A 21,894-nucleotide genomic window follows, 5' to 3' on the forward strand; every position below is an offset into this window, starting at 1 on the left:
CTCGAAAGGTTCCCATGTTCAGAAAGATCCTCGTCGCCAATCGCGGAGAAATCGCCATCCGGGCGTTCCGCGCCGCCTATGAGCTGGGCGCAGAGACCGTCGCCGTCTTCCCGTACGAAGACCGCAACTCGATGCACCGCCTGAAGGCCGACGAGGCGTACCAGATCGGCGAGCCGGGGCATCCCGTGCGCGCCTACCTGGACGTGAGCGAGATCATCCGTGTCGCCCAGGAGTCCGGCGCCGACGCCATCTACCCCGGCTACGGCTTCCTCTCCGAGAACCCGGAGCTCGCCGAGGCGGCACGCGCCGCGGGCATCACCTTCATCGGGCCGCGTGCCGAGGTCCTCGAGATGGCGGGCAACAAGGTCACCGCGAAGGAGCACGCGATCGCCGCCGGCGTTCCCGTGCTGAAGTCCACCCCGCCGTCGCGCGACATCGACGAGCTGCTCGCCGGGGCCGACGCGATCGGCTTCCCGATCTTCGCCAAGGCGGTCGCGGGAGGCGGCGGGCGCGGGATGCGCCGCGTCAACACCAAGGCCGAGCTGCGCGGGGCCCTCGAGGAGGCCATGCGCGAGGCGGACAGCGCCTTCGGCGACCCCACCATGTTCCTGGAGCAGGCCGTGCTGCGCCCGCGCCACATCGAGGTGCAGATCCTGGCCGACGGCGCCGGAGACACCATGCACCTGTTCGAGCGCGACTGCTCGGTGCAGCGCCGGCACCAGAAGGTCGTCGAGATCGCTCCGGCCCCCAACCTGTCCGAGGACATCCGCCAGGCGCTCTACCGCGACGCGATCGCCTTCGCCCGCTCCATCGGCTACGAGAACGCGGGAACCGTCGAGTTCCTCCTGGACACCGCGGGCGAGCGCGCCGGCGAGCACGTCTTCATCGAGATGAACCCGCGCATCCAGGTCGAGCACACGGTCACGGAGGAGATCACCGACGTCGACCTCGTGCAGGCGCAGATGCGCATCGCGGCGGGGGAGACCCTCGCCGACCTCGGCCTCAGCCAGGAGACCGTGCACGTCCGCGGCTCCGCCCTGCAGTGCCGCATCACCACGGAGGACCCCACCGCGGGCTTCCGCCCCGACACCGGCAAGATCACCACCTACCGCTCCCCGGGCGGCGGCGGCATCCGTCTCGACGGCGGAACCATCAGCCCCGGCTCGCAGATCAGCCCGCACTTCGACTCGATGCTCGCCAAGCTCATCTGCCGCGGCCGCGACTTCCCGTCCGCCGTGTCGCGCGCCCGTCGCGCGCTGGCCGAGTTCCGCGTCCGCGGCGTCGCCACGAACATCCCGTTCCTCCAGGCCGTCCTCGAGGACCCGGACTTCATCGCCGGCAACGTCTCGACCTCCTTCATCGAGGAGCGCCCCGAGCTCTTCAAGGGCCGCGTCTCCAAGGACCGCGGCACCAAGGTCCTCAACTGGCTCGCCGACGTCACCGTCAACCAGCCGAACGGCGCCCGCCCCGAGACCGCGGAGCCCACCGACAAGCTCCCGCGCATCGACCTGAGCGCGCCCGCCCCGGCCGGCTCGCGTCAGCGCCTGCTGGAGCTCGGCCCGAAGGGCTTCGCGGAGGCGCTGCGCGCGCAGACCGCGCTGGCCGTCACCGAGACGACCTTCCGCGACGCGCACCAGTCGCTGCTCGCGACCCGCGTCCGCACCAAGGACCTCGTGGCCGTCGCGCCCTACGTCGCACGCATGACCCCGGAGCTGCTCTCCGTCGAGGCGTGGGGAGGTGCGACCTATGACGTCGCGCTCCGCTTCCTCGCCGAAGACCCGTGGGAGCGGCTCGCCACCCTGCGCGAGGCGCTGCCGAACATCAACATCCAGATGCTGCTGCGCGGCCGCAACACCGTCGGCTACACGCCGTACCCGACCAAGGTGACCGACGCGTTCGTGCGCGAGGCCGCCGCGACCGGCGTCGACATCTTCCGCATCTTCGACGCGCTCAACGACGTGTCGCAGATGCGCCCCGCGATCGAGTCGGTGCTCGCCACCGGCACCGCGATCGCCGAGGTCGCCGTCTGCTACACCGGCGACCTGCTCGATCCCGCCGAGGACCTCTACACCCTCGACTACTACCTGAAGCTCGCCGAGCAGATCGTCGAGTCGGGCGCGCACATCCTCGCCATCAAGGACATGGCCGGCCTGCTCCGTCCGTCCGCCGCCGAGAAGCTCGTCGCCGCGTTCCGCGAGCGTTTCGACCTCCCGGTGCACGTGCACACGCACGACACCCCGGGCGGCCAGCTCGCGACCCTCCTCGCCGCCGCCCGCGCGGGCGCCGACGCGGTGGACGTCGCCAGCGCCCCGATGGCCGGCACGACCAGCCAGCCGAGCGCCTCCGCCCTCGTCGCCGCGCTCGCGCACACCGAGCGCGACACCGGCATCTCGCTGACCGCCGTCGAGGACCTCGAGCCGTACTGGGAGGCCGTGCGCCACGTGTACGCGCCGTTCGAGTCCGGCCTGCCCGGCCCGACGGGACGCGTCTACAAGCACGAGATCCCGGGAGGCCAGCTCTCGAACCTGCGCCAGCAGGCCAAGGCGCTCGGCCTCGCCGACGACTTCGAACTCGTCGAGGACATGTACGCCGCGGCCAACCAGATCCTCGGCCGCATCCCCAAGGTCACCCCGTCGTCGAAGGTCGTCGGCGACCTGGCGCTGCACCTCGCGGCCGTCCACGCCGACCCGGCCGACTTCGCCGAGAACCCGCAGAACTACGACATCCCGGACTCGGTCGTCGGGTTCATGGCGGGCGAGCTGGGCGAGCTGCCCGGCGGCTGGCCGGAGCCCTTCCGCACCAAGGTCCTCGCCGGCAAGACCGTCAAGGTCGGCGTCGAGGACGTGCCCGCGGAGGACGCCGCCGCGCTCGACGGTTCGAGCACCGAGCGCCGTGCCGCGCTCAACCGCCTGCTGTTCCCGGCCCCGACCCGGATCTACGAGCAGATGCGCGAGCTGTTCGGCGACCTGTCGGTCGTCGACTCCCTCGACTACCTCTACGGCCTCAAGCAGGGCTCCGAGCACGTCATCGAGTTCAGCAAGGGCGTGCGCCTGTACATCGGGCTCGAGGCCATCGGCGAGGCGGACGAGAAGGGCATGCGCACCGTGATGACCACGCTCAACGGCCAGCTGCGCCCCGTCTTCGTGCGCGACCGCGGCATCGAGGTCGAGGCGAAGGCGGCCGAGAAGGCCGACACCGCCAAGCCGGGCCAGGTCGCCGCGCCGTTCTCGGGCGTCGTCACCCTGCAGGTCGCGATCGGGGACCGTGTCGAGGCGGGCCAGGCGGTCGCGTCGATCGAGGCCATGAAGATGGAGGCGGCGATCACCGCTCCCATCGCCGGAACGATCGAGCGCCTCGCCGTGCCGAAGACCCAGCAGGTCGACGCCGGGGACCTCCTGGTCGTGATCACCCCCGCCTAGCGCCGTACAATGACGCAGTCGCCTCCACCGGAGGCAGAAGGAGACCGAAGAACGTGGCACAGAAGCCGGAGGAGCCGGAACGCCGCGACCTCGCGCACCTGGACGACGAGCTCACGCTCACGACGCCGGAGACGCTGAGCATCGCGGTCGACCTTCCGCCGACCCCTCCGCGCGAGGTGCCGGACGACGAGGCCGCGGTGGCGATCGACGACGTCCCGGTCGACCCGGGATTCGTCGCCTCGCCGACGGAGCCGACCACCATGTCGGTCGCCATCGTCGCCTCGCGGCTCGCCGCCGCCACGGCGGAGGCCGAGGCGGCCGAGGCCGCTGCCGCCGAGCCGGTCGTCCCGCTCCCGGGCGGCGACGCGTCGCGGCACGAGCAGTACGGCCAGTCGCGTCGCGACCGGATGCGCGGCGAGCACTCGACGCAGCCCGAGCCGGCGGCGATGCTCACCGCCGACCGGCTGCTCGAGGTCAACCGCAAGACGCGGCCGGGCCCGGAGGGGCCGTGGCAGCGCTTCGTCTACAACGCGACCTTCCGGACGGTCAACCTCGGCGACTCCGCCAAGGTGCGGGCCCGCAAGGAGCTCGACCACCGCATCCAGAAGCAGTTCGAGGGGGGCACGCGGTTCGTGCCGGTGCTCACCCGCAAGGGCGGCGTCGGCAAGACCACGGTCACCACGCTGCTCGGGATGGCGCTGGCCGACGCCCGCGAGGACCGCATCGTCGCCATCGACGCGAACCCGGACCGCGGAACACTCTCCGAGCGCGTGCCGAAGCAGACCAGGGCCACCGTGCGCGACGTGGTCCACAAGGCCGCCAGCATCAACGGCTTCACCGACTTCTCGGCCCTCGTCTCCCGCGATGAGACGCGTCTCGACATCCTGGCCTCCGACACGGATCCGATGCTCTCGGAGGCGTTCGACGAGAACGACTACAACGTCGTCGCCGACCTCTCCGCGCGCTTCTACTCGATCGTGCTGACGGACTGCGGCACCGGCATCGTCCACTCGGTGATGCGCGCCACGCTGCAGCGGGCCGACTCGCTCGTGATCGTCTCCGGCGGCAGCGTCGACGAGGCGCGCCTCGCCTCCGAGACCCTGACCTGGCTCGACGCGAACGGCTACGGCGAGCTCGTCCGCAACGCCATCGTCGCGCTCAACACCGCGACGCAGGGGACGAACCTGGTCAAGCTCGAGGAGATCGAGGCGCACTTCCGCTCGCGCGTCCGCGAGATCGTGCGCATCCCGTACGACCCGCAGCTCGCCGCAGGCTCGGTGGTGCAGTGGAAGGCGCTCAAACCGCTGACCAAGCTCTCCGCCCGCACGCTCGCGGCGCTCGTCGTCGAGGGCCTGCCCGCCGAGCGCGACTGAGCCCGACCGCCCCGTCCGCACCACCGAGGAGTAGTACCCGTGACCGAGCGTCAGATCCGCATTTTCGGCGACCCCGTCCTGAAGACCCCGTCCCTGCCCGTCGGCGAGCTCGACGAGGGCGTGCACGGGCTCGTCGAGGACCTGGTCGACAGCGTCCTCCCGCCCGGGCGCGCCGGCGTGGCCGCGCCGCAGATCGGTGTCAACCTGCGCGCCTTCAGCTACAACGTGGACGGCGAGGTCGGCTACGTGATCAACCCCGAGCTCGTCGAGGTGTCGGGCGAGCCCGAGCTGGTCGACGAGGGCTGTCTCTCGGTCCCGGGCCTGTGGTTCAAGACCCTGCGCTACCCGTTCGCCCGGGTGCGCGGGATCGACGTCGATGGCAACGAGATCGAGGTGTCCGGCACCGGCGTCATGGCGCAGGCGCTCCAGCATGAGACCGACCACCTCGACGGCAAGCTGTACCTCGACCGGCTCGACAAGGAGACGCGGCGCGAGGCGATGAAGCAGGTCCGCGAGAGCGACTGGTTCTGACGCACGGCCTCCTAGACTGACCGTATGCGCATTGCGGTCACCGGAGGATCAGGCAAGCTCGGACGCACCGTCGTCCGCGAGCTGAGGGCGGCCGGCGACGACGTCGTCAACCTCGACGCGGCGGGGGAGCGCGGGCCCGGCTTCGTGAAGGTCGACCTGACCGACTACGGACAGACGCTCGACGCGATCCTCGGCGTCGACGATCAGCACGACGGCTTCGACGCGATCGTGCATCTCGCGGCCATCCCGGCGCCGGGCATCCTGAGTGACGCGGCGACCTTCCACAACAACATCCGCGCGACGTACAACGTCTTCCAAGCGGCGCGGCGGGCGGGCATCCGGAACATCGTCTATGCGTCGAGCGAGACCGTGCTCGGCCTGCCGTTCGACGTGCCCCCGCCGTACATCCCCGTCGACGAGGACTACCCGGCCCGTCCCGAGTCGACCTACTCGCTGGTGAAGCATCTCGAGGAGCAGATGGCGATCGAGCTCGTGCGCTGGGATCCGGCGCTCAAGATCGTCGCGCTGCGGTTCTCGAACGTCATGGAGCCGGCCGACTACGACGCGTTCCCGGGCTTCGACGACGACGCGCTGAAGCGCAAGTGGAACCTGTGGAGCTACATCGACGCGCGGGACGGCGCTCAGGCCGTCAAGCGGGCGCTCGACTGGGAGACGACCGGCTTCGACCGGTTCATCATCGCCGCGGGCGACAGCGTCATGAGCCGGCCGAACGCCGAGCTCGTCGCGGAGGTGTTCCCCGGCGTGCCGCTGAAGGGCGACCTCGGCGACCACGACTCCCTCCTCTCGATCGCGAAGGCCCGCCGCGTTCTCGGCTACGCCCCGCAGCACTCCTGGCGCGACCCCCGCTGACCCCCCGCGACATTTGTAACAAATGTCGCGTTTGCGCCGCCGTTTCGCCGCATTTGTGCCAAATCTGTTTCCACAGGGGTCCGTGCGGGAGGCGTCATTCCACAGATTTCGGGCAACGCCGGCGGGAGACGGCGCGCGTCGGAAGCATGAGGGGATGCGAACGCCTCGACCTCTTCCCGTTCCACTGACGCACTCGACCTTCACCTCGCCGGAGGCTCGCGCCGCCGGAGTGCGACCTTCCCGGCTCCGGGCACGTGATCTGCGGCATCCCTTCCACGGTGTGCACGCCCTGTCGGCCCCGACGACGGTGCCCGAGCTCTGCGATGCATATCTCGCGGTGATGCCGGAGGAGTCGTACTTCAGCCACCAGACCGCCGCCGTCCTCCTCGGGGTGCCCCTGCCTCCGTCGCTCGACGTGGGCGAGCTTCACGTGACCGTCGCGTTTCCCCAGGGCGCTCCACGTGGTCGCGGGATCGTCGGTCACAGTCTGGGCAGCGTCAGCGGCGACGTCCTGAACGGTCGGCCGATCTGTGAGCCGGCCTTGGTGTGGTGTCAGCTGGCGGGCGTTCTCGATCGGGAGGATCTCGTCGCTGCCGGGGACCATCTGGTCGGCTCGCGCCATCGGGAGCCGCTCGCCGAGCTCGACGAGTTGGCAGCCGCGGCGGATGAGGTCGGCCGCACGAAAGGAGCGCGAGCCAGGGCGTGGGCACTCCACCGGATCAGGTACGGGGCGGACTCCCGCCCGGAGACGCTCCTGCGGCTCCTACTCGAACGGCGTGGTCATCGCGACCTGGAGGTGAACGCGCCGGCGACGGTACGACGCGGGCGACTCGTGCTGCATCCGGACCTCAGCATCCCGAGTCGGCGAATCGCTTTCGAGTACGAAGGGGATGGGCATCGTGTGGACGAGCGCCAATGGCACCTCGACATCCGGAGGCGTGAGCTTCTGGAGGCGGAGGGATGGCGCGTCGTGAGGGTGACAGCGCGCGATCTCTTTCATGAGCGCGAGGCGTTCCTGCGACGGCTCAACGTATTTGTGCCAAATGTCGACTAACGCGGCGCGAAAGTCGACATTTGGCACAAATCGCCGCAGGGCTAGTAGGCCAGGGAGATGCCCTGGGTCTTGGGGTTGTCGCTGTAGATGCCGTCGATGACGTCGGCGAAGTCGGCCAGGATGACGTTGCGCTTGATGCTCAGTTTGGGCGTCAGGTGCCCGCTCGCCTCGGTCAGGTCGGTGGCGAGGATCACGAACTTGCGCACGCTCTCCGCCCGGGAGACGCCGGCGTTGGCCGCGTCGATCGCGCGCTGGATCTCGGCGTTGACGGCCGGGTTGACCGAGGCCTCGGCGAGGGTCATGTCCTTGTCCTCGCCGTTGTTTGCGAGCCAGGTCGACAGCATCTCGGTGTCGAGGGTGACGAGGGCCGAGATGAACGGCTTCTGGTCGCCGACGACGACCACCTGGCCCACGAGCGGGTTGGAGCGGATCGGGTCCTCCAGCGCGGCGGGGGAGACGTTCTTACCGCCCGCGGTGACGATGATCTCCTTCTTGCGCCCCGTGATGGAGAGGAAGCCGTCGGCGTCGAACGAGCCCAGGTCGCCAGTCTTGAACCAGCCGTCGTCGAACGCGGCGGCGGTCGCCTCCGGGTTCTTCCAGTACTCCTTGAAGACGTTGATGCCGCGCACCTGGATCTCGCCGTCGTCGGCGAGGCGGACGCCGATACCCGGGAGGGCCGGGCCGACGGTGCCGATCTTGAACTTGTCCGGGAGGTTGACCGTCGCGGGGGCCGTGGTCTCGGTGAGCCCGTAGCCCTCGAGGATCTTGATGCCCAGGCTGTGGAAGAAGTGGCCGAGGTGCGAGCCGAGCGGAGCGGATCCAGAGACCGCATAGCGCACCCGCCCGCCCATCGCGGCACGGAGCTTGCTGAACACGAGCCGGTCGTACAGGGCGAACTTGAGCTTCAGCCCGAACGGGACAGAGCCGGTCTCGAGCGCCTTCGAGTGCTCCACCGCGACGGCGGCGGCGGCGCGGAAGATCTTGCCGCGTCCGCCGGCCTCCGCCTTCTGCTCGGCCGAGTTGTAGACCTTCTCGAACACGCGGGGCACGGCGAGGAGGAAGGTCGGCTTGAAGCTCGCGAGCGCCGGGAGGAGCTGTTTGGTGTCGGCCTGGTGCCCCACCTTCACGCCGCCGGTGACGCACAGCACGGCGATGAACCGGGCGAACACGTGGGCGGTCGTGATGAAGAGGAGGGTTGAGGCGCCGCCCGGCTGGTTGACGAGCTCGGTGAGGGCCTCGGCGGAGTTGCGCGAGAGCTCGACGAAGTTGGAGTGCGTGAGCACGCAGCCCTTCGGCCGGCCTGTGGAGCCCGACGTGTAGATCAGGGTCGCGATGTCCTCGCCGCGGGCGAGGTTGCGGCGGCGCTCGATCTCCTCGTCGGCCACGCCGGTGCCGGCCGCGGCGAGCTTGTCCAGATCGCCCAGGTGGAGCTGCCACACGTTGTCGATCAGCGGGAGGTCGGCGTGGACCTCGTCGAACCGCGAGTACATCTCCGCGTTCTCGAGGATGACCGCGATGGCTCCGGAGTCGGCCATGTTCCACTGGATCTGCGTGGGGGAGGACGTCTCGTAGATCGGGACGAGCACGGCGCCGGCGAACCAGGTCGCGAAGTCGATGAGGCTCCACTCGTAGCGGGTCTTGCACATCAGGCCGATCTTGTCGCCGGGCTGGATGCCGGCGGCGACGAGACCCTTGGCGAGGGCGATGACCTGGCGGTGGAACTCGGCTGCGGTGATGTCGCGCCAGCCGTCCCCGTCCGGGAGGCTGAAGAGCGGTGCGTCGGGCGTCGCGGCGACGCGCTGGACGAGCAGATCGGTCGAGTTTGCCTCGGGGTCGGCGGGGACGACGGCGGGTGTTTCGAAACTGATCACGGCAGCTCCTTCGATACCGGTGGGCGCGGGTCGGGCCGAATGGCTTCGGCCGGACTGGTTAACTACACTCTAGATGGTGCGGCGGGAGTCGCCTTCGGCGCCCCCTCCACCACCTCCTCCCCACCCGCCTCCTCCCGGAAGGTTTCTGCCTGTGCACGCGATCGGCATCGACATCGGAGGAACGAAGATCGCGGGGGCGGTCGTCGACGAGCTCGGCGTCATCGTCCGCGAGGACCGCGTCCCGACCGACGCCACGCGTCCGGAGGAGATCGAGAACGCCGTGGTGGCGATGATCGAGCGTCTGTCCGACGGGCCGGAGGAGATCGCGGGAGCGGGTGTCGCCGCGGCCGGATTCATCGACGCCGCGCAGTCGACCGTCTACTACGCGCCGAACATCAATTGGCGGCACGAGCCCTTCCGGGAGAAGCTCGAGAAGCGCATCGACCTGCCCGTCCTCATCGAGAACGACGCGAATGCGGCGGGATGGGCGGAGTTCCGCTTCGGCGCGGGCCGACTCGTGAGCGACATGGTGATCCTGACCATCGGCACGGGGGTCGGCGGTGCCATCGTCAGTAACGACCGCCTGTTCCGCGGCGGCTTCGGCGCCGGCGCCGAGATCGGCCACATGCGGGTCGTGCCCGGAGGTCTGCCCTGCGGCTGCGGCGCCCACGGCTGCATCGAGCAGTACGGCTCCGGACGCGCGCTGCAGCGCATGGCGAACGAGCTGGCGGATGCCGGCGGGATCGGCCAGGCCCTCGCCGATGTGCGCTCGCGCACCGGCTCCCTCACCGGCACGGACATCTCGGCCCTGATCATGGCCGGCGACCCGGGCGCCCTCGCCGCCCTGCGGCAGCTCGGCGACTGGCTGGGCCAGGCCTGCGCCAGCCTCGGCGCTGTGCTCGACCCGCAGCTCTTCGTCTTCGGCGGCGGTGTCGCCCAGGCCGGCGAGCTGCTGCTCGAGCCGATCCGTCTGGCCTACCTCGAGAACCTCCCCGCCCGCGGCTACCACCCCGAGCCGGAGTTCAAGATCGCCGAGCTGGTGAACGACGCGGGTGTCGTCGGTGCCGCCGACCTGGCTCGCGTGCACGCCTCCCTCTAACGCGGTCAGGGAGGGGTAGGCTCCAGAGCGATGTTCTACTGGCTGATGAAATACGTCGTCGTGGGCCCCATCCTGCGCGGGATCTTCCGCCCCTGGGTGGTCGGCGTCGAGAACGTGCCCGCCGAAGGGGCCGTCATCCTGGCCAGCAACCACCTCTCGTTCATCGACTCCATCTTCCTGCCGCTCATCGTCGACCGGCACGTCTCCTTCCTCGCCAAGAGCGACTACTTCACCCGCAAAGGCCTCAAGGGCTGGGCGACCAAGACCTTCATGAAGGCGACCGGCCAGCTGCCGATCGACCGGTCGGGCGGCAAGGCGTCGGAGGCGTCGCTCAACACCGGCCTGCGCGTCCTGGCCCGGGGCGAGATCCTCGGGATCTACCCCGAAGGCACACGCAGCCCCGACGGCAAGCTGTACCGCGGCCGCACCGGCGTCGCCCGGATGATCCTCGAGGCCGGCGTGCCGGTGGTGCCCGTCGCGATGGTCGACACCGCCGAGATCATGCCGATCGGCAAGCGGCTGCCCAAGATCGGCCGGATCGGCATCGTGATCGGCGAGCCGATCGACTTCTCGCGCTTCGACGGCATGGAGGGCGACCGCTTCATCCTCCGCTCGGTCACCGACGAGATCATGTACGAGCTGCACGCTCTCGGCGCTCAGGAGTACATGGACGTCTACGCCAGCACGGTCAAGGAGAAGCGGGCGGCCCTCGCGCGCTGACGCCTCGCGTTCGGCCGCGTCGTCATCTGTCACGGGGGACGGGCGCAGCACGGTAGGCTCGGTATCCACCAAACCCACCGGCGCTGCCGAGTGCAGGCGCGCCCCCGAATGAGCGGAAGACCAGTGCTACAGACCACAGATCCCGTCGTGCGACCAGACGAGTCCGTGATCGAGGGCCTGGACTATTGGCGCACCCTCGAGATCAAGCAGCAGCCGACCTGGCCGGACACCGAGGCCGCGGCCGCCGCGTCCGCCGAGATCGCGACCCTCCCGCCGCTCGTCTTCGCGGGCGAGGTCGACCAGCTGCGCACGCGTCTCGCACGCGCGGCCGAGGGCAAGGCGTTCCTGCTGCAGGGCGGCGACTGCGCCGAGACCTTCGCCGGGGCGACCGCCGACCAGATCCGCAACCGCGTGAAGACCGTCCTGCAGATGGCGGTCGTGCTGACCTACGGCGCCTCCGTGCCGGTCATCAAGATGGGGCGGATGGCGGGCCAGTTCGCCAAGCCGCGCTCGAGCGACACCGAGACCCGCGGCGACGTCACCCTCCCCGCGTACCGCGGTGACATCGTGAACGGCTACGACTTCACCCCGGAGTCGCGCCAGGCCGACCCGCGACGCCTCGTCCAGGGCTACCACACGGCCGCCTCGACGCTGAACCTCATCCGCGCCTTCACCCAGGGTGGCTTCGCCGACCTGCGCGAGGTGCACAGCTGGAACCGCGGCTTCGCCGCCAACCCGGCCAATCAGCGCTACGAGGGCCTCGCCCGCGACATCGACAAGGCGATCAAGTTCATGGAGGCCGCGGGAGCCGACTTCGACGCGCTCAAGGGCGTGGAGTTCTACGCCAGCCACGAGGCCCTGCTGATGGACTACGAGCGTCCGATGACGCGGATCGACTCCCGCACGGGGACGCCGTACAACACGTCGGCGCACTTCGTCTGGATCGGGGAGCGCACGCGCGACCTCGACGGCGCGCACGTCGACTTCCTCTCGCGGGTCCGCAACCCGATCGGCGTCAAGCTCGGCCCGACGACCACGCCGGACACGATGCTGCGCCTGATCGACAAGCTCGACCCGGAGCGCGAGCCCGGTCGTCTGACCTTCATCACGCGGATGGGCGCCGGCAAGATCCGCGACGCCCTCCCGCCGCTGCTGGAGGCCATCAAGGGTGCCGACGCGCTGCCGCTGTGGGTCACCGACCCGATGCACGGCAACGGCCTGACCACGCCGAACGGTTACAAGACGCGTCGTTTCGACGACGTGGTCGACGAGGTCAAGGGCTTCTTCGAGGCCCACCGGGCCGTGGGGACGAACCCGGGCGGCATCCACGTCGAGCTCACGGGCGATGACGTGACCGAGTGCCTGGGCGGTTCCGAGCACATCGACGAGGAGACCCTGGCGACGCGCTACGAGTCGCTCTGCGACCCGCGACTCAACCACATGCAGTCGCTGGAGCTGGCCTTCCTCGTGGCCGAGGAGCTCGCGAACGTCTGACCGCCAGCGCGTACGCGAGAGCCCCCGCCGTCCTCGGACGTCGGGGGCTCTTCGTATACGCGGTGCGTGATCCCGAGCGGGCTCAGAAACCGGCGAAGTTGACGGTGATCGTCGACCCCTTGGGGACCTGCTCGTTGGCGGCCGGGGAGATCTTCGACACGACGAACGCGGGCGGCGCCACGTCGGCGATCGGACTGTACTTGAGCTGGAAGCCGGCGTCCTGCAGGGCCTTCTTGGCGACGTCCCATGTCTTGCCGACGACATCGGGAACCGGGACGGGCTCGGGCCCCTTGGACGTCTCGAGCAGGAGCGTGTCGCCCGGCTTGACGACGTCGCTCTGCGGGTGGGCCGTGATGACGTCGCCCTTCTCGACGGTGTCGCTGTAGCTCTCGGGTCCGGCGCCGACCTTGAGGTTCGCCTTCGCGAGGATGGCGGTCGCATCATCGACCGACTTGCCCGCGACGTCCGGGATGGGGCCGACCGACTCGACCAGGTCGACCGTGGCCGCCTCGAAGTACTCGCCGCCCTGCGAGAGGTCGCGGCCGTCCAGCGCGCCGGACGCCGAGATGACGGTTCCGGAGGGGATCTTCGCGTCGAACTGCTGCGTGACGGTGCCGACGTGCGCCTTCTTGCCCTGGATCTCGGCCTTCGCCTGATCCAGCGTCGTGCCGGCCAGGGCGCCGAGCGCGATGGGTGCTGGTCCCTGTGAGATGCGGACGGTCACGAGGCTGCCGCGGGCGGCGGACGCTCCCTCGCCCGGGTCGGTGCTGGACACGAGGCCCTTCTGAACCGTCGTGCTGTACTCGGGCGCTTCCTTGGTCTGGAAGCCGAGATCCTTGAGCTGCGCGGCGGCGGCATCCGGCGCGACGTTCACGAGCTTCGGCACCTGCACGAGGGATCCGGGACCCGAGCCGAAGTACCAGCCCGTGCCTCCCGCCACTCCCGCGAGCAGGATGATGAGCGCGAACAGCCACCAGCCCTTGCCCCGGCGCCGCTTGGCCGACTCGGCGAGAGCGTCAGCAGAGCTCGGGGTGTTGGCCGCGACCTGCTGGCGGATGGCGGGGTTGATGATCTGCGTGTCGCCCTCGTCGGCGCTGTACGCAGGCGGGAGGACCATGGTCGGCTGCAGCACGGCCTCGCCGCGGATCGACTTCTCGGCTTCGAACAGCCGGTCGAGCATCTCGCGGGCGTCCTTGGGTCGGCGCTCCGGATCCTTCTCGGTCGCCCACAGGACCAGCTCGTCGAGCTCGGCGGGAACCGCGGGGTTCTTGCTGCTCGGAGCCGGGACGGAGTCGTTCGCGTGCTGGTAGGCGATCTGCATCGGCTGCTCGCCCTTGAAGGGCTGCTCGCCGGTCAGCATCTCGAACATCATGATGCCGAGCGCGTAGATGTCGCTTCGGGCGTCGGCGACGCCGCGCGTCACGAGCTCGGGGGAGAGGTACGCGATGGTGCCGAGCAGCGCCTGCCCGGTGGCGGTGTTCGCGCTCGCGGCGCGCGCGAGTCCGAAGTCGCCGATCTTGATGCGGCCGTCATCGGCGAGCAGCACGTTCTCGGGCTTGAGGTCGCGGTGGACGATGCCGGCCTTGTGGGCGGCCGCGAGCCCGCTGAGCACCGCCTCCATGATGTCGACCGTCTGCTCGGGGGTGAGTTTGCCGTAGTCCTTGAGGAGATCGCGCAGCGTGATGCCCGGGAGGTACTCCATGACCAGGTAGGCCATGTCGGAGTCCTGGCCCTGGTCGAAGACGTTCACCACGTTGGGGTGGGCGAGCCGCGCGGCCGAGCGGGCCTCCTGGACGAACCGGCTCTTGAACGTGCTGTCGTCGGCGAGGTGGCCGTGCATGACCTTGATGGCGACGCGTCGTTCGAGGCGGAGGTCGGTGGCGAGGTAGACCGTCGCCATGCCGCCCCGGGCGATCCGCGAGCGCACCTGGTACCGGCCGTCGATGAGACGGCCGATCAAGGGGTCGGTCTGGCTCGTGGTCACGACACGAGTCTAGGGAACGCCGGGTGCGTGAACCCTGCAAAACACCGGTGTCGGCGCGGGCTGTGATCCGGCTGTGACCTTCTACGGCCCACGCGGGTCAGCCGAGCTGCGCGAGCCACGCGCGCGCCGAGGTCTCCCACTTGGCGTAGGCGTCCGGGAACGCGGAGATCTGCACGGCCTGTGCCGCCTGGGTGACGCTCATGGAGGTCCACCCCGGGATGTCGAGGAGGCCGCGGGTGCGCCCGGGGTTGGGGTTACCGGCGCCGCCGTAGAACGCGCGGGTGGCACGCTCCGGGTCGAGCACCTGGGCGGCCGTGCCCCAGCCGGTGCTCGGGCGCTGCTGGAACAGGCCGAGGGAGTCGCGGTCGCCATACTGGACGTTGCGGAGGCCGGACTCCTGCGCCGCGGCGGCCAGGGCGATGACGATGCCCTGGTCGCTGACGCCTTCCTGGCGTCCGATGCGCACGATGAGCGCGGCGTTGGCGTGCATCTCATCGGTGAGGGCGACCACTTGGCCCGCGTTCGCGTGGGGGAGCGGCGCCGGTGGAGCGACCGGTGCGGGAGCAGGTGCCGGTGCGGGAGCAGGCGCCGGCGCGGCGACCGGGGTGACCGCGGCCGCTGTCGTCATGCCCGGGATGGTGATCTGCTGGCCGGGGAAGATGAGGCTTGAGCTGCTGAGCCCGTTGACGCTCAGCACAGACGCGGTCGACACTCCGAAGCGTCCGGCGATGCGGCTGATCGTGTCGCCGGAGACGACGGAGTACTTGGTCACGGCCGGAGCGGCGGGCGCCGCGGGTGCCGGTGCGGGCGCGGCCGCCCCACCGAGTGCGAGGACCTGACCCGGGAAGATGAGGCTCTTCCAGCTCAGTCCGTTGAGCGCGAGGATGCTCGCCGTCGAGACGCCGAACCGGGAGGCGATCCCGCTGACCGTGTCGCCCGAGGCGACCGTGTAACTGGTCGGGGCGCCCGCGACGGACGTCAGCGGTGCGGAGGTCGTGGTGCGTGCGGTCGTATCGGTGACGACCCGCGTCGATCCGGTGGTCGGAGTCTTCTCGCGCGGCTGCTCGGCCGTCTGCGGCTGGACCGCCTGTGCCGGCGTCACCAGGTTGAGCGCCACGGCGATCGACCCCGCGACCGCGATGGGGACGGTGCCGAACACGGAACGCGTCCAGTGCCGGCCGCGCTCCTGCAGGGCCGTCGGCTCCGCGGCGGCTTCGACGTCTCGTACGGACATGGGACCCCCCTTTCGAGTGACACGCCGGACCCACGCTGACACAGAATGAAGAGGGAGTCAACCAAAGTGACAGGTGTGACAGCAGTTTACCTGATCGTAACAATCGGCACGGCACGCGAGTGTGCTCCGGACGTGGCACCCTTGATGACGTGAATGAGCGCGTCCAGGCCACCGAGTGGCTCACCATCCCCGACCTCGTCGACCAGCTGGGCATCGGCGTCAGCCGGGTCCGCCGGCTGATCGAGGACCGCCATCTCGCCGCGAAGCGGATCGACGGCGTCATCAAGGTGCCGGCGCTGTTCCTGCGCGACGGCGAGCCGCTGCCGGAGCTGCGGGGGACGCTGGTCGTCCTCTCCGACGCGGGCTTCGACGACGACGAGGCGGTCGACTGGATGATCGACGAGGAGGAGTCGCTCGGCACCTCGCCGATCGAGGCCCTGCGCAGCGGCCGGAAGGCCGAAGTCCGACGGGTGGCCCAGGCTCTCGCCTGAGACCCGTTAGGAGGCGCGGCGGGTGACCGTCACGGCGAGGTCGCGGAGGTTCGCCTTCGCCTGCTCGCCGATGGGGGCCGCCTCGAGCGCCTCGATCGCGCGACGCACGTTGTCGGCGATCATCTTCTCGACGGTGTCGACCGCCCCGGACTCGCGGATCGTCGACTGGAGCATCGCGATCTGCTGCGCGGTGAGGTCCGGGTCGCCGAGCAGCTCGTCGAGCGTTGCGCGTGCACCCGACGGGAGGGCCTCCCGGGTGAGTGCGATGAGCACCGTCCGCTTGCCCTCTCGCAGGTCGTCCCCGCTGGGCTTGCCCGTGACGTCGGCGTCGCCGAAGACGCCGAGCAGGTCGTCGCGCAGCTGGTACGCGATCCCGAGCGGCAGCCCGAAGCCGCGCAGCGCGTCCAGCTGGCCGACGGTGGCGCCGGCGAGACTCGCGCCGATCAGCAGGGGGGACTCGATGCTGTACTTGGCCGACTTGTAGACGATCACGCGCTCCGCGCGGGCGAGCTGGTCGGCGTCCGGGCGGCCTGCCCAGCCGATCTCCTCGAAGATGTCGAGATACTGGCCGGCGGTGACGTCGATCCGCATCCGGTTGAACTCGGCGCGCGCCGCCCGGCGTGCGGATGGGCTGACCGCCTGCGTGAGCCCCTCGTCGAAGAGCTCGTCGCTGAGGATGAGGAGGAGGTCGCCGAGCAGGGTCGCCGCACCATGGCCGAAGGTCTCGCCCGATCCCTTCCAGCCCTCCTCGTCGTGGAGGCTCTGGAACCGCCGGTGGGCGGAGGGTGCGCCGCGCCGAGTGTCGGAGTTGTCGATCAGGTCGTCGTGCACCAGGGCGGCCGCGTGGAACAGCTCGAGAGCGCTCGCGACCGAGACCACCGCGTCGAGCGGGCCGCCGGTCGTGACGGGCGTGTCGGCCGCATCATCGCCCGCCGTGCGCACCGCCTGCCAGCCCCAGAAGCAGAAGAGGGCGCGGAACCGTTTGCCGCCGCTGAGAAAATCCCTTGAGAAACCCGCGATCGGGGAGAGCTCGTCCGCGATGGAGACGAGAATAGATGCACGCACATCGAAGAATCCATCGATTCTGGACTGGATAAGGTCGACGAATCGGATGCTTTCAGACACATGCCTAGCCTAGTCAGAGACGCACGGCTACAATCAGCCACACAAGGCTTGAACCCACGAGAAAGAGGGGGAAACGGATGCCGCTTTCGGAGCACGAGCAGCGCCTCCTCGAAGAGATGGAGCGCAGCCTCTATCAGAACGACGCCGATTTCGTGGCGAAGGTGGGTGGCAAGCGGGTCCGCCCCGCGTACCGCTCGATCGTCCTCGGCATTCTGATCGCCGTGGTCGGCGTCGGCGTTCTGATCACCGGCGTCTTCGTCCAGCAGCCGCTCGTCGGCATCCTCGGCTTCGTCGTCATGTTCGGCGGAGTGCTCCTGGCCATCGCGCCGGGCAAGCGCGTCGCGGTCGACCCCGATGCGCCCACCACGCCGAGCAAGGCCAAGGCGGGCCGCGGCGGAAGCCAGGCCGGCTTCATGGACAAGCTCAACGACCGCTGGGACAAGCGGCAGGACGGGCAGGGCTGACCCTCCCTCCACTTCGCACCACCTCGCTCCCTTCGTAGGAAGCGCCAGGCCGATCCTTACGGATCGGCCTTTTTTCATGCCCTTTTTCCTCCCCGGGCGCATAAGTTTGCTCCACTTTCCTCCACCGCGGAATTCCCCGGTTTTCCGCGGCTGAAACACCCCCTTTCGGGCCGATATTCCTCAAATGCGTGATTTTGTGGATGAAAGTGGAGTAAAGTGGAGCTGCACCACAACCTTGGGCCGGAAGAGTGGGGAGGCGTCCGATGTTCCTCGGTACTCACGCCCCCAAACTCGACGAGAAGGGGCGCATCATCCTCCCCGCCAAGTTCCGCGACGAGCTCGCGTCCGGCCTCGTCCTGACCCGCGGCCAGGAGCACTGCGTGTACGTCTTCAGCCAGCGCGAGTTCGAGGCGCTGCACGAGAAGATCCGCCAGGCGCCGGTGACGAGCAAGCAGGCCCGCGACTACCTCCGCGTGTTCCTCTCCGGAGCGAGCGCGGAGGTTCCGGACAAGCAGAACCGGGTGACCATCCCGCAGACGCTGCGTTCGTATGCGGGACTCGACCGCGACCTCGTCGTGATCGGCGCGGGCAGTCGTGCCGAGATCTGGGACGCCCAGGCATGGGAGACCTACCTGGCGGAGCAGGAGTCCACATTCGCAGAGACCGACGAGGAGGTGATCCCGGGGCTGTTCTAGCGCCTGACGCCGGACTCCCAGCCATACGCCCTGACGCACTTCCCCGGTGTCAGGTCGGAATGGATGGGGATCCGGAATCAGGGGCACGGGCCCTCTTCACGATGAGCGAACCGACGAATCACGACGACATCCACACCCCGGTCCTCCTAGAGCGGTGCATCGAGCTGCTCGGCCCCGCGCTCGAGCGTCCCGGCGCGATCTTCGTCGATGCCACTCTCGGCATGGGGGGTCACTCCGCGGGCGTGCTGGAGCGGTTCCCCGAGGCGGTCCTGGTCGGCCTCGACCGCGACCCCGAGGCCCTCGCCATCGCGGGGGAGCGCCTCGCCCGGTTCGGTGATCGCGTCCACCTCGTGCACACCGTCTACGACGGCATCCGCGAAGCCCTCGACGGGCTCGGCTTCGCCGAGGCGGACGGCATCCTCTTCGACCTCGGCGTCTCCTCCCTGCAGCTCGACCGGGTCGAGCGCGGATTCTCGTACTCCAAGGACGCCCCGCTCGACATGCGCATGGACGGCACGAGCGACCTCACCGCGGAGGTCATCCTCCGCGAGTACTCCGAGGCCGACCTGCGCCGCATCTTCCGCGAGTACGGCGAGGAGAAGCTCGCCGCGCGCTACGCCCAGAAGATCGTGGCGGCGCGCGAGCAGGAGCCGCTGACCCGCTCCGGTCAGCTGGTCGATGTGATCACGAAGGCCACGCCCGTCGCGGTGCAGCGCCAGGGGCACCCCGCCAAGCGCGTCTTCCAGGCGTTGCGGATCGAGGTCAACCAGGAGCTGGCGGTGCTGCAGCACGCCATCCCCGCCGCGATCGACGCGCTGCGCGTCGGCGGCCGCATCGTCGTCGAGGCGTACCAGTCCCTCGAGGACCGCATCGTGAAGCGGGAGCTGCAGGCGCGCTCCGTCTCCAGCGCTCCTCCGGGACTCCCGGTGGAACTGCCGGAGCACCGACCCGAGCTGAAGCTGCTGATCCGCGGCGCCGAGCTCGCGAACGACGACGAGAAGGCCGCGAACCCGCGTGCCACCCCGGTCCGCCTGCGGGCGGCCGAACGCGTGAGGAGGGCCTCGTGAGCACGAGTCTGGCCGAATCGACCGCCCGGCGCCGCCCCGCCGCCGGCTGGACCGGCGGGATCCTCCCGGCCCCGGCCGAGCAGGAGCGGCGCGGTCACCTCGAGGTCGTCCCTTCCCGGTCCCAGCGGCGGGCACGTCCCCGCGCGCTCTACGCCGTGGTGGCGGTCGGTTCGCTGCTGGTCATCGTCGTGGCCCAGCTGCTGCTGAGCATCGCGATCTCGCAGGGCGCGTACACGCTGAACACCCTCCAAACGAAGCAGACCAGCCTCCAGCGTTCGCTGCAGGCGGCCTCGGAGGACCTCACCCGCGTGTCGTCGCCGCAGAACCTCGCGGCGAACGCGAACTCTCTCGGCATGGTCAGCAACAGCAACCCCGCCTACCTGCGCCTCTCGGACGGCGCCGTGCTCGGCGCGCCCATCGCGGCGACCGGCGCAGCAGGCACGGTCACCGGCGGACAGGGCAACCTCGTGCCGAACTCGCTCCTGGCGGGCGTCGGCCTCGCGAACGCACAGCAGGCCGCCACCCCGCCCGCGACCCAAGCTGGGAATTCCGCAAGCACGGGTGCCGCTACCCCGCCGACCACGACGCCGACCGTACCGTTGCAAGGAGCGTTGCCCACGCCGGTGACGCACTGACGACGGGACGGACGCACGCATGACCAGCAAGAAGATGTTGCGGCGGCGGACCGCGGTGACCGTGGCGGCCGTCGCCGTCACCGTCGGCATCCTCGGTGCGAAGCTCGTCGACATCCAGGTCGTCCGCGCCGACGCCCTGCAGGCGCAGTCGGTGGATGCCAAGGAGCAGTCGAACACGCTCTACGGCAATCGCGGCGACGTCGTCGACGACAAGGGCACCGTGCTCGCCACGACCATCTACAAGTACACGGCCCAGGCGTCGCCGTCCGACGCGGTCGCCGGGACCGACGGCCACAAGAAGATGCTCGAGGCCGCGGCGAAGATCGGCGCGATCACCGGGCAGGGCGCGGACGCCGTCGCGAAGCTCTTCGACGACGCCCTCGCGCAGAACCCCAAGTCGAAGTACGTGCTTATCAAGTCCGGGATGGACGTCGGCACGTTCGACAAGCTGAATGCGCTGCCGTACCCGTGGCTCACGTTCTCCAAGGTTCAGACCCGCAGCTATCCGAACGGCGCGGTCGCCGGCAACCTGCTCGGCTACATGTCCGACTCGGGCAACGGCGGTCTCGAGGAGAGCGAGAACGGCTGCCTCGCCGGCCAGAACGGCACGGAGACCTACCAGCAGGGCGCCGACGGCGTTGCCATCCCGGGCAGCACGGTCGTCCAGAAGCAGGCCAAGGACGGCGGAACCGTCAAGCTCACGCTCGACAGCGATCTCGAGTGGTTCGCCACGCAGACGCTGGCCCAGCAGGTCCAGGCGACCGGTTCGCAGTTCGGGTTCGTGACGGTCGTGGAGGCCAAGACGGGCAAGGTCAAAGCCGTGGCCCAGTGGCCCTCCGCCGATCCCAACAACCTCGACGCGACCGATCCCAAGTACTGGAACCTGCGGCCGCTCACCGACCCGTACGAGCCCGGCTCGACGTTCAAGGCTCTGACGGCCGCCATGCTGATCGACCAGGGCAAGGCGAGCCCGACCTCGCAGGTCCTCGCCCCCTACGAATGGAAGTCGGGCAACGGCGCCGACCTGCACGACTCCGGCTACCACGACCCGCTGCGGCTGACGCTGACCGGCGTGCTGATGATGTCGTCGAACACCGGGATGTCGCAGCTCGGCCGGGCGCTCAGCGACCAGACGCGCTACGACTACCTCAAGAAGTTCGGTATCGGCGACAGCACGGGGCTGCCGTACCCGGGGGAGTCCGACGGCATCCTGAACCCGGTCGACGGCTGGGACGACCAGACGAAGTACGCGACGATGTTCGGCCAGGGCGTCTCGGCGACCCAGCTGCAGATGGTGGACGCGTACCAGGCGCTCGCCAACGGCGGCGCGCGCATCCCGCTCTCCCTGGTCGAGAGCTGCACCGACGCCGACGGCAAGGTCACGCAGGTCCCGTCGGCCAAGGCGACCCAGGTCGTCTCGCCGGAGGCCGCCACCACCACGCTCGGGATGATGGAGTCGGTCGTCACCAAGGGCGAGCTCGCGAAGCAGCTCCAGATCCCCGGCTACCGCGTCGCCGCCAAGACCGGAACGGCCCAGCAGCCGGACGGCAAGGGCGGGTACCTGCCCTCGTACTACGTCTCGGTGATGGGCGTCGCCCCGGTCGACGACCCCCAGTACGTCGTTTCGGTCAACCTCGGATACCCGACTACCATTACTTCGTCGGCAGCCGCCGCTCCGCTGTTCCACACGATCATGAGCCAGGTGCTGAAGACCTACCGGGTGAAGCCGTCGACGACCAGCCCGGCCGACTACCCTCCGTACTACTGA

Annotated in this window: 18 protein-coding genes; 14 read left to right on the forward strand and 4 right to left on the reverse strand. The window is 69.6% G+C overall.

Annotation, left to right across the window (positions count from 1 at the left end; genetic code table 11):
• Positions 1 to 14: 14 nt before the first annotated feature.
• From HNR14_RS16620 to HNR14_RS16640, 5 genes are all read left to right on the forward strand, one after another.
• Complete coding sequence (locus HNR14_RS16620) at positions 15 to 3,419, forward strand: pyruvate carboxylase (RefSeq protein WP_179701906.1); 3,405 nt, start codon at positions 15 to 17, stop codon at positions 3,417 to 3,419.
• Positions 3,420 to 3,472: 53 nt separating this feature from the next.
• A complete protein-coding gene (locus tag HNR14_RS16625) occupies positions 3,473 to 4,792 on the forward strand; it encodes a nucleotide-binding protein (protein WP_179701907.1) in 1,320 nt (439 codons plus the stop codon).
• 39 nt (positions 4,793 to 4,831) lie between these two features.
• Entirely contained in the window at positions 4,832 to 5,323 is a 492-nt protein-coding gene (gene def / locus HNR14_RS16630) for a peptide deformylase (RefSeq protein WP_021763324.1), read from the forward strand.
• 24 nt (positions 5,324 to 5,347) lie between these two features.
• Complete coding sequence (locus HNR14_RS16635) at positions 5,348 to 6,193, forward strand: NAD-dependent epimerase/dehydratase family protein (protein ID WP_179701908.1); 846 nt, start codon at positions 5,348 to 5,350, stop codon at positions 6,191 to 6,193.
• Positions 6,194 to 6,473: 280 nt separating this feature from the next.
• Positions 6,474 to 7,247: a hypothetical protein gene (locus tag HNR14_RS16640; protein ID WP_179701909.1), complete on the forward strand. Its 774-nt coding sequence runs from the start codon at positions 6,474 to 6,476 to the stop codon at positions 7,245 to 7,247.
• A gap of 41 nt (positions 7,248 to 7,288) precedes the next feature.
• Here HNR14_RS16640 and HNR14_RS16645 read toward each other — a convergent pair whose 3' ends face one another.
• Positions 7,289 to 9,118, reverse strand: a complete 1,830-nt coding sequence (locus tag HNR14_RS16645; protein ID WP_179701910.1) for an AMP-binding protein — start codon at positions 9,116 to 9,118, stop codon at positions 7,289 to 7,291.
• 151 nt (positions 9,119 to 9,269) lie between these two features.
• Here HNR14_RS16645 and HNR14_RS16650 point away from each other — a divergent pair, with 151 nt between their 5' ends.
• From HNR14_RS16650 to HNR14_RS16660, 3 genes are all read left to right on the forward strand, one after another.
• Complete coding sequence (locus HNR14_RS16650) at positions 9,270 to 10,217, forward strand: ROK family glucokinase (RefSeq protein ID WP_179701911.1); 948 nt, start codon at positions 9,270 to 9,272, stop codon at positions 10,215 to 10,217.
• 30 nt (positions 10,218 to 10,247) lie between these two features.
• A complete protein-coding gene (locus HNR14_RS16655; RefSeq protein WP_021764402.1) occupies positions 10,248 to 10,937 on the forward strand; it encodes a lysophospholipid acyltransferase family protein in 690 nt (229 codons plus the stop codon).
• Between the two features lie 108 nt (positions 10,938 to 11,045).
• Entirely contained in the window at positions 11,046 to 12,431 is a 1,386-nt protein-coding gene (locus HNR14_RS16660; protein ID WP_218875064.1) for a class II 3-deoxy-7-phosphoheptulonate synthase, read from the forward strand.
• 82 nt (positions 12,432 to 12,513) lie between these two features.
• On the opposite strand, the gene pknB is transcribed toward HNR14_RS16660, so the two are convergent.
• Positions 12,514 to 14,415 carry a Stk1 family PASTA domain-containing Ser/Thr kinase gene (pknB, locus tag HNR14_RS16665; RefSeq protein WP_179701912.1) on the reverse strand — a complete coding sequence of 634 codons (1,902 nt, stop codon included), beginning with the start codon at positions 14,413 to 14,415 and terminating at the stop codon, positions 12,514 to 12,516.
• A 97-nt stretch (positions 14,416 to 14,512) separates the two neighbouring features.
• Complete coding sequence (locus HNR14_RS16670) at positions 14,513 to 15,649, reverse strand: lytic transglycosylase (protein ID WP_179701913.1); 1,137 nt, start codon at positions 15,647 to 15,649, stop codon at positions 14,513 to 14,515.
• A 149-nt stretch (positions 15,650 to 15,798) separates the two neighbouring features.
• On the opposite strand from HNR14_RS16670, the gene HNR14_RS20990 reads away from it, so the two are divergent.
• Positions 15,799 to 16,140, forward strand: a complete 342-nt coding sequence (locus HNR14_RS20990) for an Rv2175c family DNA-binding protein (RefSeq protein ID WP_179701914.1) — start codon at positions 15,799 to 15,801, stop codon at positions 16,138 to 16,140.
• A gap of 6 nt (positions 16,141 to 16,146) precedes the next feature.
• Here HNR14_RS20990 and HNR14_RS16680 read toward each other — a convergent pair whose 3' ends face one another.
• A complete protein-coding gene (locus HNR14_RS16680) occupies positions 16,147 to 17,265 on the reverse strand; it encodes a polyprenyl synthetase family protein (RefSeq protein ID WP_179701915.1) in 1,119 nt (372 codons plus the stop codon).
• Between the two features lie 77 nt (positions 17,266 to 17,342).
• On the opposite strand from HNR14_RS16680, the gene HNR14_RS16685 reads away from it, so the two are divergent.
• The 5 genes from HNR14_RS16685 (at position 17,343) to HNR14_RS16705 (ending at position 21,894) form a co-directional block, all read left to right on the forward strand.
• Positions 17,343 to 17,729, forward strand: a complete 387-nt coding sequence (locus HNR14_RS16685; RefSeq protein ID WP_021763084.1) for a DUF3040 domain-containing protein — start codon at positions 17,343 to 17,345, stop codon at positions 17,727 to 17,729.
• A gap of 263 nt (positions 17,730 to 17,992) precedes the next feature.
• The gene (mraZ, locus tag HNR14_RS16690; protein ID WP_021763085.1) at positions 17,993 to 18,424 is read left to right on the forward strand and encodes a division/cell wall cluster transcriptional repressor MraZ; all 432 of its coding nucleotides are present in this window, start codon (positions 17,993 to 17,995) and stop codon (positions 18,422 to 18,424) included.
• Between the two features lie 101 nt (positions 18,425 to 18,525).
• Positions 18,526 to 19,491, forward strand: coding sequence for a 16S rRNA (cytosine(1402)-N(4))-methyltransferase RsmH (gene rsmH, locus HNR14_RS16695; protein ID WP_179701916.1), 966 nt, complete (start codon positions 18,526 to 18,528; stop codon positions 19,489 to 19,491).
• Positions 19,488 to 20,126, forward strand: a complete 639-nt coding sequence (gene ftsL / locus HNR14_RS16700; protein WP_179701917.1) for a cell division protein FtsL — start codon at positions 19,488 to 19,490, stop codon at positions 20,124 to 20,126. The genes rsmH and ftsL overlap by 4 nt, the downstream gene beginning before the upstream one ends.
• 19 nt (positions 20,127 to 20,145) lie before the next feature.
• Positions 20,146 to 21,894 (forward strand): peptidoglycan D,D-transpeptidase FtsI family protein, encoded by a 1,749-nt coding sequence (locus tag HNR14_RS16705; protein WP_179701918.1) that lies wholly within the window; start codon positions 20,146 to 20,148, stop codon positions 21,892 to 21,894.

Origin of the sequence: Leifsonia naganoensis (genome assembly GCF_013410615.1) — a bacterium.
Lineage (GTDB): Bacteria > Actinomycetota > Actinomycetes > Actinomycetales > Microbacteriaceae > Leifsonia > Leifsonia aquatica.